Annotated in this window: 14 protein-coding genes; 3 read left to right on the top strand and 11 right to left on the bottom strand. The window is 44.3% G+C overall.

What is annotated here, in order from left to right:
* Nucleotides 1-183: 183 nt before the first annotated feature.
* From JXR92_RS13480 to tsaD, 9 genes are all read right to left on the bottom strand, one after another.
* On the bottom strand, nucleotides 184-1,365 hold the full coding sequence (locus JXR92_RS13480; RefSeq protein ID WP_138346333.1) for an HU family DNA-binding protein: 1,182 nt from the start codon (nucleotides 1,363-1,365) through the stop codon (nucleotides 184-186).
* A gap of 27 nt (nucleotides 1,366-1,392) precedes the next feature.
* The gene (locus JXR92_RS13485; RefSeq protein ID WP_117600868.1) at nucleotides 1,393-1,665 is read right to left on the bottom strand and encodes an HU family DNA-binding protein; all 273 of its coding nucleotides are present in this window, start codon (nucleotides 1,663-1,665) and stop codon (nucleotides 1,393-1,395) included.
* A 78-nt stretch (nucleotides 1,666-1,743) separates the two neighbouring features.
* Nucleotides 1,744-3,042 carry a 30S ribosomal protein S12 methylthiotransferase RimO gene (rimO, locus tag JXR92_RS13490; protein ID WP_117964557.1) on the bottom strand — a complete coding sequence of 433 codons (1,299 nt, stop codon included), beginning with the start codon at nucleotides 3,040-3,042 and terminating at the stop codon, nucleotides 1,744-1,746.
* The gene (ftsY, locus tag JXR92_RS13495) at nucleotides 3,039-3,998 is read right to left on the bottom strand and encodes a signal recognition particle-docking protein FtsY (RefSeq protein WP_005827738.1); all 960 of its coding nucleotides are present in this window, start codon (nucleotides 3,996-3,998) and stop codon (nucleotides 3,039-3,041) included. The genes rimO and ftsY overlap by 4 nt, the downstream gene beginning before the upstream one ends.
* A gap of 250 nt (nucleotides 3,999-4,248) precedes the next feature.
* On the bottom strand, nucleotides 4,249-4,407 hold the full coding sequence (locus JXR92_RS13500) for a DUF4295 domain-containing protein (protein WP_005827735.1): 159 nt from the start codon (nucleotides 4,405-4,407) through the stop codon (nucleotides 4,249-4,251).
* A gap of 14 nt (nucleotides 4,408-4,421) precedes the next feature.
* Nucleotides 4,422-4,610, bottom strand: a complete 189-nt coding sequence (rpmG, locus tag JXR92_RS13505) for a 50S ribosomal protein L33 (RefSeq protein WP_002560155.1) — start codon at nucleotides 4,608-4,610, stop codon at nucleotides 4,422-4,424.
* 20 nt (nucleotides 4,611-4,630) lie between these two features.
* Entirely contained in the window at nucleotides 4,631-4,891 is a 261-nt protein-coding gene (gene rpmB / locus JXR92_RS13510; RefSeq protein ID WP_004291052.1) for a 50S ribosomal protein L28, read from the bottom strand.
* A gap of 121 nt (nucleotides 4,892-5,012) precedes the next feature.
* Nucleotides 5,013-5,480 carry a CinA family protein gene (locus JXR92_RS13515; protein WP_138346336.1) on the bottom strand — a complete coding sequence of 156 codons (468 nt, stop codon included), beginning with the start codon at nucleotides 5,478-5,480 and terminating at the stop codon, nucleotides 5,013-5,015.
* Between the two features lie 15 nt (nucleotides 5,481-5,495).
* Complete coding sequence (gene tsaD, locus JXR92_RS13520; protein ID WP_138346339.1) at nucleotides 5,496-6,518, bottom strand: tRNA (adenosine(37)-N6)-threonylcarbamoyltransferase complex transferase subunit TsaD; 1,023 nt, start codon at nucleotides 6,516-6,518, stop codon at nucleotides 5,496-5,498.
* A gap of 204 nt (nucleotides 6,519-6,722) precedes the next feature.
* On the opposite strand from tsaD, the gene JXR92_RS13525 reads away from it, so the two are divergent.
* Nucleotides 6,723-11,195, top strand: coding sequence for a translocation/assembly module TamB domain-containing protein (locus JXR92_RS13525; protein ID WP_138346342.1), 4,473 nt, complete (start codon nucleotides 6,723-6,725; stop codon nucleotides 11,193-11,195).
* Between the two features lie 157 nt (nucleotides 11,196-11,352).
* Here the strand turns inward: JXR92_RS13525 and dnaB are convergent, their stop codons facing one another.
* Nucleotides 11,353-12,924 (bottom strand): replicative DNA helicase, encoded by a 1,572-nt coding sequence (gene dnaB, locus JXR92_RS13530; protein ID WP_022402387.1) that lies wholly within the window; start codon nucleotides 12,922-12,924, stop codon nucleotides 11,353-11,355.
* Between the two features lie 296 nt (nucleotides 12,925-13,220).
* Between dnaB and ispE the strand changes: the two genes are divergently transcribed.
* Nucleotides 13,221-14,054 (top strand): 4-(cytidine 5'-diphospho)-2-C-methyl-D-erythritol kinase, encoded by an 834-nt coding sequence (ispE, locus tag JXR92_RS13535; protein ID WP_117600873.1) that lies wholly within the window; start codon nucleotides 13,221-13,223, stop codon nucleotides 14,052-14,054.
* A gap of 83 nt (nucleotides 14,055-14,137) precedes the next feature.
* The gene (locus JXR92_RS13540; RefSeq protein ID WP_117600874.1) at nucleotides 14,138-14,632 is read left to right on the top strand and encodes a PepSY-like domain-containing protein; all 495 of its coding nucleotides are present in this window, start codon (nucleotides 14,138-14,140) and stop codon (nucleotides 14,630-14,632) included.
* 69 nt (nucleotides 14,633-14,701) lie between these two features.
* On the opposite strand, the gene purT is transcribed toward JXR92_RS13540, so the two are convergent.
* Nucleotides 14,702-15,868 (bottom strand): formate-dependent phosphoribosylglycinamide formyltransferase, encoded by a 1,167-nt coding sequence (gene purT / locus JXR92_RS13545; RefSeq protein ID WP_057089426.1) that lies wholly within the window; start codon nucleotides 15,866-15,868, stop codon nucleotides 14,702-14,704.
* Nucleotides 15,869-15,921 lie beyond the last annotated feature (53 nt).

The following is a 15,921-nucleotide window of genomic DNA, read 5'->3' on the forward strand; positions in this document are numbered from 1 at the left end:
ATTTTTTTAATGTTTAATTTCCTCATTTATCCGGTTTTGAACCGGTAATTATTTTTTCGCTCCCAAAAGTACGGGAATAAATTAACCATACCAACTAATTTTTATTAAAAAACTATGCGAAACCTTTAGATTAAACTACTTTCATAGAGTTTAGTATTTAACAAAAAAAGAAGCAGTAATTTTTTACTGCTTCTTGGCCAATTTTGGTATCTTGATAGTAGTACCATAAGGCACATTATCCGGATTCTTGATTACACCGGGATTATGCTTCACGATATAAGACCAAAGAGCTTTTGTTCCATAAAAACGAAGCGCTACCCTAGTCAGCGTTTCCCCTTCCTTGATGGTATAAGTGGTTTCTGTTCCCACAATCGTATACCCCACAGAATCCGGTTCAAACGGTACAACTGTCTTTTTTTGCTCTTTTTTAGGAGTGGGAGACTGTACTTGTACATTTTCCTTTGGAGTTTTTTTAAGCGTAGGAGTTGTTGCAGCAACAGTTTCTGCCACAGTATCTATCCGAGCAGGAGCTACAACATCTTTTGAAACAATACTGTCTGTCAAGGCAATATTGTCTTGACCGGCAGGAACCTCCACCTTTTCAGTAACAGATTCCCTCACATCCGAGTCTGCAACTTCTTCTACAAGAGGCTTTGCAGTAAGTGCGTCAAGCAAGTCCGGATAATACATGAAAGCTACGGCACCACCACACAGCAACACTACAAAAACAACGATGCCTATAAAATATTTCATAGTCGAAGAATCTGCCATATCTTTTATCACTGGCTCAGACGGTTCCGGCTCAACAGCAACTATATTTTCAGGCATTGCTTCAGGTTCCGTTTTTTCCGGTTTCTCCTCTTCAACTGCCGGTTCGGGCTCAATTAACGGCTCTTCTATTACAGTTTCCACCAAAGGTTCTTCTATCGTAGCTTCTTCCACTAAGGTAACCTTCTCCTCCACCTCTTGTTCCAGAGTTTTGATTTCAGTATCTTCATCATCTTCACTGTCATTTTCCTGCAGGGTATCCTCAAGTACCGTAGCGTCATTCAAAACTACAGTTTCAAAATGCGAAAATGGTCTATTGATAATATCTTTCAAGGCCGGTTCCGGTGTAAACGACACTTTTGTATGCCCTTGTATCTCAAACCTTTCCCCCGTATTCACATTAACGCTTTCACGACTCCCGACATCTATCAGTTTGAAAGTCCCCAAACCTCGTATCTTCACATACTTATCCTTCTCCAATGACTCCTCAATCAGCTGAAAGAATTCTTTCACAAAACTATCCGCATTCTTCTTGCTCATGCCATGCCTTTCAGCCAGCGTGTCAATCAAGTCTTGTATGTTCAGTTTCTCATTCATAATACGGGAGATTTTTTTAAAAGCCGGTTACTTAAACTTATCCTTTAATAATGTACTCGGCTTATAAGTCAACACCAATTTAGGAGGTACCAGCATACGCTGCTTTGTAGTCGGATTCACAGATATACGTTCTGCCTTCTTTTTCACTTCGAATGTACCGAACCCTTGTATAGAGATAATATTCCCCTCCTCCAACTGCCGTGCCATATCCGACAGCAATGAAGCAACCAGCTCAGAAGTATCTTTCAATGTGTATCCTAACCTCCGCGATAATTCAGAAGTAAACTCTTTGTTATTCAAAATGTAAGCCTTTAAATTGAACTACGGTGCTATATTAGCAAATCTTCTTCACATAAGCAAGAAGATAAGGAAAAATCTTTAAATTATTCGCCCAAAAAGGTCGAAATCATCGGAATTTACTATCTCTACGTGGTAAAAGTTACCTATATGCAACGCTTTGTCTCCACGCTCAATCAAAACCTCCGGATCCACTTCGGGAGAATCAAATTCTGTACGTCCAATATAATATTCGCCTTCCAGCCGGTCAATGATTACTTTCATCTGCCTGCCTACTTTCTCCGCACTCAACTCCCCTGAAATGCCTTGCTGAATAGACATTAACTCATCCAGGCGGGCTTGTTTCACTTCCTGGGGAATAGAATCCTCATATTCAGCAGCGGCATACGTTCCTTCTTCTTCCGAATACGCAAAAGCCCCCATTCTATCGAAACGCACTTTACGGACAAACTCTTTCAGCTCCTCAAAATCGGCTTCAGTTTCTCCCGGATGCCCCACCATCAGTGTAGTACGGAGATGGATACCGGGAACCTCTTCACGGAATTGCTCTATCAACTTATATGTCTCACCCTTCGTCACATGACGGCGCATCTTTTGCAGCATATTGTCGCTGATATGCTGCAAGGCAATATCCATATATTTGCATACATTGTCACGCTCACGCATCACACGGAATAAATCAGTCGGAAAATGTGCCGGATAAGCATAATGCAAGCGTATCCACTCCACTCCGGGAATATCCGAAATCCGCTCAACAAGCTCGGGCAACATTTGCTTCTTATATAAATCTACTCCGTAATAGGTCAACTCCTGGGCTATAACCTGGAATTCCTTTACACCCCGTGCAACCAGATACTTCACCTCGTCAAGTATCTCCTCCATCGGGCGCGACACATGCCGCCCCGTAATGATAGGGATAGCGCAATAAGAACATTTACGGTCACATCCTTCGGATATCTTCAAATAGGCATAATGCTTTGGAGTGGTCAATGTACGCTCTATGTGCAACTCGTCATGATAGGCCTTTCCCAAATCCTGCAATAACTCTCTCCAATTGAATTTACCATAGAATTTATCCACCTGGGGAATTTCAACGGCCAATTCCTTCAGATAACGTTCCGAAAGGCAGCCCATTACATAAAGCTTCTCCAAGCTTCCTTCCTCCTTGGCCTGTGCAAATTCCAGAATCATATTAATGGATTCCTCCTTGGCGTCACCAATGAAACCGCAAGTATTGATCACGGCAATCTGCCCTTTCGGCCTTTCCGCATCATGTGTCACATGGAATCCCACTTCCTCCAACTGGCGCATCAAATGTTCCGAATCCACCAGGTTTTTAGAACATCCTAAAGTAATGATATCTATAGTCTTCCGTTTCATGCATTCTCCCCGAACAGTGAATCAACAAATTCCTTTTTACGGAACACCTGCAAATCTTCCATGCCTTCACCCAATCCAATATATTTAACCGGAATTTTAAACTGGTCTGAAATGCCGATGACTACGCCACCCTTGGCTGTTCCGTCCAACTTTGTAACAGCCATTGCCGTAACCTCCGTTGCCAGAGTGAACTGCTTGGCTTGCTCGAATGCATTCTGCCCGGTTGAGCCATCCAACACAAGCAACACCTCATTCGGAGCATCAGGGACAACCTTCTTCATCACATTCTTGATTTTCGTCAGTTCATTCATCAAACCGACTTTATTATGAAGGCGTCCTGCCGTATCTATAATTACCACATCGGCATTATTAGCAGTTGCGGAACTCAGTGTGTCAAAAGCGACAGAAGCCGGGTCAGCACCCATTTTCTGCTTCACAACAGGCACACCTACCCGTTCACCCCATATCACCAACTGCTCCACAGCAGCAGCACGGAAAGTATCGGCAGCACCCAGATAAACAGACTTTCCGGCTTTCTTGAACTGATAAGCCAGTTTGCCAATCGTAGTAGTCTTCCCTACACCATTGACGCCCACTACCATAATGACGTATGGTTTCTTCGCAATCGGTGCTTCAAAGTCATCCACATCCTCCGAATTATTCTCTGTAAGCAACGCTGCGATTTCATCACGTAAAATATGATTCAGCTCAGTGGCATTCATATATTTGTCGGCTGCTGCACGCTTTTCGATACGTTCAATAATTTTCAGTGTCGTTTCCACGCCCACATCCGAAGTTATCAACACCTCTTCCAGGTTATCCAATACTTCATCATCAACTTTTGACTTTCCTGCCACGGCACGCGCAATCTTGCCAAATACACTTTCTTTGGTCTTAGATAATCCTTTATCTAATGTTTCTTTTTTTTCCTTGGAGAAAAAACTAAAAAATCCCATACACTAATTATTTTTATGCAACCTGTTTTCGCATTCCCTGCAAAGATAGTGCAAACCGGATGCAGAATAAAATGAACCCGTTCATTTTTTATGCTGAGGTGCAGCCTATCTTCGCATTTTCAGCAAAGATATAACAAAACTGACGAATATTAAAAACTTCGTCCTCTTTTTAAAAAGAAATCCCCTTACCGGAAATACCGACAAGGGGATCTTTATAAGTCATTAGCGCTTTACAGCCACTGTATTTATCTTATTTCTTAAAGAAGTTCTGAACATCTTCATTACGGACCATCTGTTCATCAAAGATGTAAGCACCAGTCTTAGGAGACTTCACCATTTTGATAACCTTTGTATAAGAACGTCCTTCTTTGCTTCCTTCGTGCAAGGTTGCTACCGCTTTCTTTGCCATAAGTTATAGATTTATTATTTAATTTCTTTATGTACTGTCACTCTCTTCAGAATCGGGTTGTATTTCTTCAACTCCAATCTCTCTGTGGTATTCTTTCTGTTCTTCGTCGTAATATAACGAGAAGTACCCGGCATACCGCTATCCTTGTGTTCTGTGCATTCCAGAATCACCTGTACTCTGTTACCTTTTGCTTTCTTTGCCATAATCAGTATTCTCCTCTACTTTAGCCAATAACTTTAATGCTTTTCCAATCACAATAACCTTTAGCTACCGCATCTTTCAAAGCAGCGTCCAGTCCTTTCTTATTAATAATGCGCAAACCATTAGCGCAAATGCTAAGGCTGATCCAGCAATCTTGCTCTACATAGTAGAACTTCTTGTTAAACAAGTTCAAATCAAAGGTTCTCTTCGTTCTTCTCTTTGAGTGTGAAACATTGTTGCCAATCATGGCCTTCTTTCCGGTAATTTGACAAATCTTTGACATTTCTATCTTAATTTTATAGTTTTCTTTTTTGCCTATTTCAAACAGAGCGCAAAGTAAGCACTTTTATCGTTACCAAACAAGTTTTTCTTAAAATAATTCACTGTACGATAGCATTTTTTCCTCATTTCAGCTTCTCATAAAGCAACAAAAGGGCATTTTGAATTGTTTTTTCCACATTTCCCTTTCTTCCCTCGTCTCCCTCCTGCTTCATGGTAACGATTTCATTTTTATAGGCAACAGCTATCCACACCGTACCCACCGGTTTTTCCGAAGTCCCACCTCCAGGACCTGCAATACCGGAAGTAGCCACTGCACAATCTGTTTTCAGCGTTTTCATCGCACCTTTCACCATTTCTGTAACAGTTTCACGACTTACTGCTCCATATTTTTCCAATGTTTTGGCAGATACATGCAACAAAGACATCTTTATTTCATTGGAATACGCCACTATACTACCATTAAAGTATTCCGAACTGCCAGGAACGGAAGTTATCAGAGCGGCAATTCCTCCACCCGTACAACTTTCTGCGGTGGAAAGGGACAATTTCTTTGCTTTCAGCAGCTCTCCTACCTTTTCTTCCAGCTTCATACCTTATTATATATATTATCTTAAAGTTACCCGTGAATAAGCAGGTGCTTCCATCGGACAAAAATCTTTATCCATATACTTGAAATATCCGGTAATGGCAATCATGGCAGCGTTATCCGTTGTGTAGCTGAACTTCGGAATAAATATTTTCCAACCATACTTCCCGGCATGCTCACGGAAAGCATTACGCAATCCATTATTGGCAGAAACACCTCCGGCAACAGCCACTTCCTTTATTTTATATTGCTTGGCGGCTTTGCGCAACTTATCCATCAAGATATCTACGACGGTAGCTTCCAGCGATGCCGCCAAATCCGTCTTGTGATGTTCGATGAAATCAGGGTCGTCCTTCATCCAGTCGCGCAGAGAGTAAAGGAACGAGGTCTTAAGTCCGCTAAAACTATAATCCAACCCTGGAATATGCGGTTTGCTGAACGAGAAGGCTTTAGGATTACCTTGCCGAGCCAGCTTGTCAATAATTGGACCACCCGGATATCCTAATCCCATCACCTTTGAGCATTTGTCAATGGCTTCACCGGCGGCATCATCAATAGTCTGCCCCAAAATTTCCATATCGTTATAGGCTTTCACCAAGATAATCTGTGAGTTTCCACCGGAAACCAGCAAGCAGAGGAAAGGAAATCCCGGCTGCACATTATCTTCACCTTCTACTTTAATAAAATTAGCTAACACATGACCAGTCAAATGATTAACATCAATCATTGGAATACCTAATGAACGGGCGAACCCTTTGGCGAAAGATACCCCCACCAACAATGATCCCATCAATCCCGGTCCACGCGTAAAGGCCACAGCACTCAATTCCTCTTTGGTTACTCCGGCGCGTTTCAATGCCTCATGCACTACCGGAACTATATTTTGTTGGTGCGCGCGGGAAGCCAGTTCAGGCACTACCCCACCGTATGCTTCATGCACAGCTTGGCTGGCCACCACATTCGAAAGCAGATAACCATCTTTGATGACAGCTGCAGAAGTGTCATCACAAGAAGATTCTATTCCCAAGATTATTGTACTCATAATGTTTATTTACGTTTAAACGCTGCAAAAGTAGTGATAAAAGTACGATTCATAACGTATTATTTCATATTTTTGTTGGCTGATTATAAAAATTAACCGCCTATCAGAAAGCTAAAAAAAACAGTACGCTGGGTACTCGGTATTGTATTGGGATTGTACATTGGTACCATATTGTTGCTGAACATTCCATCTGTTCAGCGACAAATGTCTGTATTTGTTGCCAATGAACTGGCTTCCATACTGGACAGCAAGATTTCCATCGGGCGAATAAACATAGGATTGTTGAACCGCATCATCATCGACGACCTGCTCCTGAACGACCAATCCGGCAAGGAAATGCTGAAAGTGACCCGTCTTTCTGCCAAATTCGATATTCTCCCCCTATTCAGCAGCAAAATATCCATTAGTAACATACAATTGTTCGGCTTTAACATCAATCTAAGCAAGCAGACTCCCAAGGATAAACCTAATTTTCAGTTTGTACTCGACGCATTCGCATCCAAAGATACAGTTCAAAAGAAAAACAACCTGGATCTCCGTATCAATTCCTTACTGATACGCCGCGGAAAGGTTTCGTATGATGTGCTGTCCGAGAAAGAGACTCCGGGAAAATTCAATCCACAGCATCTCCGTTTACGTAACATTATTGCAAACATCTCCCTAAAAGCATTACAAAATGATTCTATCAATGCCGCCATCAAGCGTCTGAGCATCGAAGAAGAACATTCCGGATTTGAATTGAAGAAACTAAGTCTAAAGGTTATCGGCAATGACCAACGGATGAAAATCGAAAATTTCGCTATCGACCTCCCCAACACCTCTTTGGCAATGGATACTATACACATGGATTATGACAGTCTGGGGGCGTTTGACAATCTTGCCCAAGATGTCCGTTTCTCATTCCATTTGCTGCCCTCTCAAATCGCCTTGCAGGATTTATCGGCTTTTGTTCCGGCTTTTGGTTCTTTCAAGGAAAAATTGCAAGTAGAGGTACAGACGGACGGCACCATCAATCAACTGAATTGCCCGCACCTTTCCGTCTCTGTCGGAAATCATTTTTATCTGAGGGGAGACGTATCTCTACAAGACCTTTCCCATCCGGAAAATGCTTATGTATTCGGTAATTTGTCCAATTTGTACGCAGACCCGGAAGGAATTGCCTTCTTTGTCCGGAATTTCAGCAAGAACTACAATGGAGTACCTCCCGTCCTGCAACACTTAGGAACGGTTTCCTTCCGTGGAGAAGTCTCGGGCTACTTCACAGACCTCGTAACTTACGGACAAGTACGCACTGACATCGGAACCATCCAAACTGACGTAAAACTAAGTTCTAACAAAGATAAAGGTTATTTTGCCTATTCCGGTGCAGTGAAAACCAAAGAGTTTGAGCTGGGCAAGATGCTGGGCAACAAGAAACTGGGTAAAGTAACTTTCAATCTAGATGTCAACAGCAACCATTACGAAAACCAATACCCGTCCGTACTGCTGAAAGGGCTGGTTGCCTCCATTGATTACAGCGACTACAATTACGAAAATATCACCCTAGATGGAGAATACAAGCAGGGAGGCTTCACGGGAAAAGTCGCCTTGGATGACACCAATGGTTCTGTTATTTTGAACGGCACCATCAATACCGCCAGTCGGGTACCGACTTTCAACTTTCAGGCAAGCATCGACAAATTTCGTCCTCATGCCCTACATCTTACACCCAACTATGAAGATACGGAAATATCAGTCAAAGTCAAGGCAGACTTCACCGGCGGTTCCATTGACGAGATGAACGGTGAAATCAACGTTGACAGCTTACTATTCGCAGCTCCGGAAACACAATACTTCCTGGACAATCTGAAGATATCTGCCATAAGAGAAAGCGAAGGCCAGAAACGGCTGACCATCCAATCCAACTTTCTCCAAGGTAGCATAGAAGGTGACTACTCTTATCGTACCCTGCCTGCCAGTGTACTGAATATCATGCGACGTTATATCCCCGCCTTGATTCTGCCAGACAAGAAACCCATAGAGACAGAGAACAATTTCCATTTTGACATGCACATTTACAATACGGAACTGTTCTCCACCGTCTTTCAGATTCCGGTAAAAGTATATACCCATTCCACCATTAAGGGATACTTCAATGACAAGGCACAGCGGCTCCGCGTAGAAGGCTATTTTCCCCGTCTCCGTTATGGAAACAAATTCATCGAATCCGGAATGTTCCTTTGCGAGAATCCCGGTGACCAGTTCCATACACGCCTACGCTTCAGCAACCGCAAATCAAACGGCGCTGTCAATATAGCTTTAGAAGCGCAAGCCCGGAACAATAACATACAGACCACGCTGAATTGGGGTAACAGTAGCACTGTAACCTACAGCGGGAAACTCGCCGCCGTCGCCCACTTCATCCGTGAACAGAACGAAGCGAATGAAAGCAAGAGGAAACTTCCCCCCTTAAAAACCGTCATTGATGTCCAGCCCACCAACGTGATACTGAACGATACGCTGTGGGATATACATCCTTCCCAAGTAGTACTCGACTCCGGCAAAGTGTATGTCAATGATTTCTACTTCAGCCATAAAGACCGGCACTTGCGTATCAATGGTATCGTTTCACCACAACCCGAAGATACAGTACGTCTGGATTTGAAGGAAATCAACATCGGTTATGTGTTCGACATTGCAGACCTCGGAGTCAATTTCAAAGGAGAAGCCACCGGTCCGGCTTTCGCCAGCGGAGTATTGGAAAACCCCGTCATGAGCACCGACTTGTTTATCCGCAACCTCGGATTGAACGAAGGCTTGCTGGGTGATGCCAACATACACGGAGAATGGCACCACGACGTGAAGGGCATCTATCTGGATGCCCATATCCGGGAGAAAGATATTGCCAAAAGCCATGTGTATGGCTATATCTATCCTTTGAAGCCCACTAGTTCATTGGATCTCCAAATTGAAGCGGACGGTACCAACTTGAAGTTTATACATCATTATATGAGTAGCATCACGCCCGAATTCAACGGACGTGCTACCGGCCATGTACATTTCTATGGCAAATTCAAGGCTCTCACCATGGAAGGGCGTGTATTCGGCGATGCTTCTATGAAGGTAGACGTGCTCAACACCACTTTCTCCGTCAAAGACAGCATCTACATCGAGCCCGGCGGGTTGACCTTCCGCAACAACCGCATTTTCGACACGCAAGGGCATCAAGGAAGTATGAGCGGCTATCTGCACTATCAGCATTTTAAGAACCTGGAGTACCGTTTCAATTTCAATGTCAACGACATGCTGGTGATGAATACCAAAGAATCACCGGACTATCCCTTCTACGGCACCGTCTACGGTACGGGAAATGCCACTATTGCCGGTAATGCCCAAGATGGCGTTAACATTGATGTTGCAATGACTACCAATCGCAACACTACCTTTACCTATATAAAAGATAACGTATCTACAGCAGTCAGCAACCAGTTCATCAAGTTTGTGGACAAGACACCACGCCGTGCCGTACAAGACTCTATCCGCCTTTCCGACTACGAAATTGCCCAAAAGGAAATCGAGGAAGAAAGAGAGAGCGACACTGATATCCGGCTGAATCTCTTGATAGACGCCACTCCCGACGCTACCATGAAGATTATCATGGACCCTATCGCTGGCGACTATATCAGTGGACGGGGAACTGGAAATATCCGTACTGAGTTCTTCAATAAAGGAGATGTAAAGATGTTTGGCAGTTACCGGATAAGCCAGGGAGTCTATAAATTCAGTCTGCAAGAGGTTATCCGAAAGGACTTTATTATCAGGGATGGAAGTTCCATTACATTCAACGGCTCGCCACTGGATGCCACTCTGGACATAAAAGCAGGTTATACGGTCAACTCAGCATCCTTAAATGACCTAATGCCCAACGAGGCAACCTCCGGCTACATCAGCCAGACAAATGTAAAAGTGAACTGTATGATGGACCTTACCGGACAATTGACCTCACCTGATGTAAAATTCGACATCGAACTGCCCAACGAACGCGATGAAGTGCAGGCCATTGTCCGTAACTATATTCCTACCGACGAGCAAATGAACATGCAGATACTCTATCTGTTGGCTATCGGCAAGTTCTATACCCCGGAAAACTTAGGAGCCACCCAGAATTCGAATATGATGTCCAGTGTTGTTTCATCCACCCTTTCCGGACAGTTGAATAACGCTTTATCGAACATTCTCGATGTCAATAACTGGAACTTCGGCACCAATTTCAGTACCGGTGAAAGAGGCTGGACAGACATGGAGTTCGAGACTATGCTTTCAGGACAATTATTGAATAACCGACTACTTATCAATGGTAATTTTGGTTATCGTGATAATCCGATGGCAAATACCAATTTTGTGGGAGACTTTGAAGCGGAATGGCTCGTCAACCGTTCCGGAGACATCCGCCTGAAAGCGTACAACGAAACGAACGACCGCTACTACACCCGGACAAATCTGACAACACAAGGTATTGGCATTATCTTCAAAAAGGATTTCAACAAATGGAGTGAGCTCCTTTTCTGGAACAGATGGAAACTCAAGCGGCTGAGAAAGGAACAAGAAATAAAGCAAGATACCCTATCCACTGATAAAATAAACACAGAACAGCAGATGCCCGAGGCACAATCAAAACGGAAAAGGGAGCAAAAGTAAGATTGACGTTCTTACTGTCCACATTGAAGGTTTTAGAATAAGCAAATAGGCCCGAATACAGCATTTTAAATGGCTACACCCTTTGTACCTAAAGGTGTAGCCATCACTCTACGATAGTATAGGCATTCAAGGCAAAGGGTGTAGCCATAAAAATACATCAGAAAGGCAATGGCCCGTCCGCCCCCACACCTCCAAACGGGTTGTCCGTCTGTGGCGGAAAATCAGCAGCCGATGGAGGTGGCGGTGTTGCCGTACTTCCGATAGGCGCATTCATACGTGAACCAAATGTAGCTCCTCCACCCTCCGTCGGAGGTGGAATAACCATATCATCCTCGGGATTCTGGAAACGGGTGTACTGTCCGATAAACCTCAGACGCACATCCCCCACGGCACCGTTACGGTGCTTTGCTATGATGATTTCCGCCATACCGCGCAAGTCACTGCCATCGGCAGAAGTATAAATCTTGTAATATTCGGGACGGTGGATGAAGCACACCATATCGGCATCCTGCTCGATGGCACCGGATTCACGAAGGTCGCTCAACTGGGGACGCTTGCCTTCCTCGCCTTCACGGTTCTCCACACCACGGTTCAACTGCGACAGAGCGATGATAGGAATGTTCAGCTCCTTGGCCAAACCTTTCAATGAACGCGAAATGGTACTAACTTCTTCCTGACGGCTGCCGAAAGACATTCCGCTTGCATTCATCAGCTGAAGGTAGTCGATGATGATAATCTTCACTCCGTGCTCACGTACCAGACGCCGTGCCTTCGTACGGAGTTCGAATACCGACAAAGAAGGCGTATCATCCACATAAAGCGGAGCATCCAGCAAGTCACGCAGTTTGTAATCCAACTGCTGCCATTCATAGTCCGCCAACTGACCACTCTTGATTTTCTCACTCGGAATCTCGCACACGTTGGATATCAAACGATTCACCAGCTGCACGTTACTCATTTCAAGCGAGAACAGCGCTACGGGATTGCGGAAATTCACGGCAATGTTTTTCGCCATGGAAAGTACGAACGCCGTTTTACCCATGGCAGGACGGGCTGCAATAATGATGAGGTCGGACTTCTGCCATCCGGAAGTCATCTTGTCCAGCTTGGTATACCCACTTTCCAAGCCACTCAAACCATCGGTACGGGCAGCAGCTTTCTGAATCAAATCATAGGCTTCGGCAATGACAGGATTAATTTGTGTATAATCCTTCTTCATGTTCTGCTGGGAAATCTCGAACAGTTTTCCTTCGGCCTCCTGCATCAAATCGTCCACATCCAGCGTCTCGTCGAAAGCCTTGCTCTGGATATTACTGGTAAAAGTAATCAATTCACGTGCCAAAGCTTTCTGCGCAATGATACGTGCATGATATTCGATGTGTGCAGAAGATGCCACCTTACTGCTAAGTTGGGTAATATAGAACGGGCCGCCCACTTCCTCCAATTCTCCCCGCTTTGAAAGCTGCTCCTTCACGGTGAGGATATCGACCGGCTTCTGATTCACGGCCAAATCGGTAATAGCGGAATATATCAGCTGATGTCTATGCTCATAGAATGACTCCGGACGAAGAATTTCACTTACCAGCGAATAAGCGTCCTTCTCAATCATCAAGGCTCCCAAGACTGCTTCTTCCAGCTCCGGCGCTTGCGGCTGGATACGTCCGTAGTCTGTTACGGGCTGTGGTGCCTTTCCTTTCGGAGTACGGGATGTTCTTCTTTGTTCTGCCACTTTAAGAATTAATAATTGAAAATTAAAAATTAAATGAACTTCCCTTTTAGAAAGGGGAAGCAAAGATAATGCAAACCGAATACATAACTTTCATGCTTGCATGAAAAAGTTATGTTGAGGTGCAGCCTATCTTCGCTCGTATGGCAAAGATAAGCGAATTTATTTATAAGCGGTAAATAAATCATTGCTAAGTTTTCAATCTACTATGAACAGAAATCACTAACTTTGTCTTCGGAAGCTGCACTTCATAGCTTCCCCTTTTAATTTTAAATTATTAATTCTTAATTTTCAACGCCATGCTGACTTTTCCAAATGCCAAAATAAACCTGGGACTGAATATCACAGAGAAGCGTCCGGACGGATACCATAATCTGGAAACCATTTTCTATCCGGTTCCCATAGAAGATGCTTTGGAAATAAATATCTTGAACGAAGGAAACCGAAAGTTCCGTCTGCATCAGGCAGGTCTGGAAATTGAGGGAGAAGCAGAGAGCAACCTGGTAGTGAAAGCCTACAAGTTGCTGGACGACCAATTCAACCTTCCTCCGGTAGACATCCATCTCTTCAAGCATATTCCCTCGGGAGCCGGACTGGGTGGCGGTTCGGCCGACGCAGCCTTCATGCTGAAGCTTCTGAATAATAAGTTTGAACTCGGACTGCCGGATGACACTCTGGAAGAGTATGCCGCCAAGCTGGGTGCCGATTGTGCCTTCTTCATCAAAAACCGTCCGACTTACGCAGAAGGTATCGGAAACATATTTTCTCCCCTTCCCCTCTCACTGAAAGGATATCGGATATGGTTGGTGAAGCCGGACATTTTCGTCTCTACACGGGATGCCTTTGCAAAAATAAAACCGCATCATCCGGAAATGTCTCTGAAAGAAATTGCCCAACTTCCCGTTGAAGAATGGAACGGACGAATGGTCAATGACTTTGAAGAAAGCGTATTCCCCCAATTTCCCACTATCGGAGAAATCAAGGAAGAGATGTATCGGCAAGGAGCTGTATATGCCTCCATGAGTGGTTCGGGGTCATCTGTTTACGGATTATTCAAGGAAGATGCCGTATTGCCGGAAGTGGATTTCGGAGAAAAAGCTTTTGTATACAAAGGCCGGTTCACTGATGTTTAAAAATGCATCAACCAATATACTGATTTCCGGAAACAAAAACACAACAAGGTTGTTCTTACAGAAAACTCAAAACAACCTTGATTATGAAAAAGTTCAAATTCGGTATTCTGGCAGGACTACTTGTCTTGCTGTCAGTGTCCGCTTTTGCGGAAGGACGTCTTCCCGTAAATATACAAACAGCTTTTCAAAAGCTCTATCCTCAAGCAACGGATGTGGAATGGGAGCAAATGGCCAGTTGCTACGTGGCAGAATTTATTGCAGATGGTCAGGAAGTTGATGTCTGGTTCAATAAACAAGCGGAGTGGGTCATGACTGAAACGGATGTAGAGTCACTGGAAAAAGTGCCGGCTCCCGTGGCAGAAGCATTCATGAGCAGTACAATGGCCGGCATGAAGTTAAGGGACGTAAGAATCATCACCTTTCCCAAACATCCCACAGTGATTATAATTGAGGTGGAACAATACAATTCCGATGAAGAATTCCAACTGTTCTATGCTCCGGATGGAAAACTATTACAAAGCCTCGATGTAACAGAACTTGGAGGAGAGATCTATCCCGGACTCTTTTTCAATGATTAATACTGACGATTGGTGATTTGTCGATGGTATCCATTCATCAACAAATCACCAATCATTCATCACCAATCATTAATATACCTCTACCCTATCAGCAATACGCTTCGCTTTGTCGCGCAACGTGTCAAGATCACTGTCAAGAGGTGCATAACACAGCACTACACCCATACGGCGGTTTACGCGGGTAGTAGGCTTGCCAAAAATACGCAGATAAGTATCCTCTTCTTTTGTAACCTCTTCCATGCCACGATAATTGGGACGTTCCTGACTGGCTATCGGAGAGAGGATGACAGCACTGGCTCCTATACGCTCCTGCTTGATGCCAGGGATAGGCAGACCAAGCACCGCACGACAGTGCAATTCAAACTCATTCAGATTCTGGGTTCCGGCCAGGGTTACCATACCCGTATCGTGCGGACGTGGAGAAAGTTCGGAGAAATAGACACCGTTCTCATGGCTGAGAAAGAATTCCACTCCCCACAATCCGGCACCGGTCAAGGCACGGGTCACTTTCTCTGCCATATCCTGCGCCTCCCTTAGATGGGCAGGGTCAATATGGGCAGGCTGGAAGCTTTCACGATAGTCCCCACCCTTCTGTACATGGCCGATAGGTGGGCAGAACAAGGTCGGGCCATTCTTCTGCGTTACGGTGAGCAATGTTATCTCACTGTCGAACTTGATGAATTCCTCAATGATAAGTTCTTTTATGTCTCCACGGCTACCATTACAGCCATATTCCCAAGCATGCTCCAATTCGTCGGCACTCTTTACGAGAGACTGGCCTTTGCCGGAAGAGGACATCAGCGGTTTCACCACGCATGGGAAACCTATCTTTTCAGCTGCAATTTTCAGTTCATCCAGAGATTTGGCATAAAAATATTTAGCTGTTTTCAGTCCCAACTCTTTAGCTGCAAGGTCGCGTATAGCCTTACGGTTCATAGTAAAGTTCACAGCGCGTGCACTGGGCACCACTTGAATGCCTTCTTTCTCGAAATCGTACAGACGTTCCGTACGGATAGCCTCGATTTCCGGAACAATGATATCCGGCTGGTGTTTGCGTACCACGCGTTCCAAAGCATCTCCATCAAGCATGCTGAATACTTCACATTCATCTGCCACTTGCATGGCAGGCGCTCCGGCATACGAATCGCAGGCGATAATATACTGACCTTTGCGTTGGGCGGAAATTACAAACTCCTTGCCCAGTTCACCAGAACCCAACAATAAAATCTTTTTCATCCTATCTATTTATTTACTATTTGACAATTTTCAATTTACTATTCAACACTATA

Origin of the sequence: Bacteroides parvus, assembly GCF_017309675.2 — a bacterium.
GTDB lineage: Bacteria > Bacteroidota > Bacteroidia > Bacteroidales > Bacteroidaceae > Bacteroides > Bacteroides uniformis.

What these genes read in the sequence shown, in the direction of transcription:
- purT (WP_057089426.1), bottom strand. Translation starts at nt 15,868, where the DNA reads ATGAAAAAGATTTTATTGTTGGGTTCTGGTGAACTGGGCAAGGAGTTT.
- rpmG (WP_002560155.1), bottom strand. Translation starts at nt 4,610, where the DNA reads ATGGCAAAGAAAGCAAAAGGTAACAGAGTACAGGTGATTCTGGAATGC.
- JXR92_RS13525 (WP_138346342.1), top strand. Translation starts at nt 6,723, where the DNA reads ATGTCTGTATTTGTTGCCAATGAACTGGCTTCCATACTGGACAGCAAG.
- rimO (WP_117964557.1), bottom strand. Translation starts at nt 3,042, where the DNA reads ATGAAACGGAAGACTATAGATATCATTACTTTAGGATGTTCTAAAAAC.
- rpmB (WP_004291052.1), bottom strand. Translation starts at nt 4,891, where the DNA reads ATGTCAAAGATTTGTCAAATTACCGGAAAGAAGGCCATGATTGGCAAC.
- JXR92_RS13515 (WP_138346336.1), bottom strand. Translation starts at nt 5,480, where the DNA reads ATGAAGCTGGAAGAAAAGGTAGGAGAGCTGCTGAAAGCAAAGAAATTG.
- JXR92_RS13500 (WP_005827735.1), bottom strand. Translation starts at nt 4,407, where the DNA reads ATGGCAAAGAAAGCGGTAGCAACCTTGCACGAAGGAAGCAAAGAAGGA.
- JXR92_RS13540 (WP_117600874.1), top strand. Translation starts at nt 14,138, where the DNA reads ATGAAAAAGTTCAAATTCGGTATTCTGGCAGGACTACTTGTCTTGCTG.
- JXR92_RS13480 (WP_138346333.1), bottom strand. Translation starts at nt 1,365, where the DNA reads ATGAATGAGAAACTGAACATACAAGACTTGATTGACACGCTGGCTGAA.
- tsaD (WP_138346339.1), bottom strand. Translation starts at nt 6,518, where the DNA reads ATGAGTACAATAATCTTGGGAATAGAATCTTCTTGTGATGACACTTCT.
- ftsY (WP_005827738.1), bottom strand. Translation starts at nt 3,998, where the DNA reads ATGGGATTTTTTAGTTTTTTCTCCAAGGAAAAAAAAGAAACATTAGAT.
- ispE (WP_117600873.1), top strand. Translation starts at nt 13,221, where the DNA reads ATGCTGACTTTTCCAAATGCCAAAATAAACCTGGGACTGAATATCACA.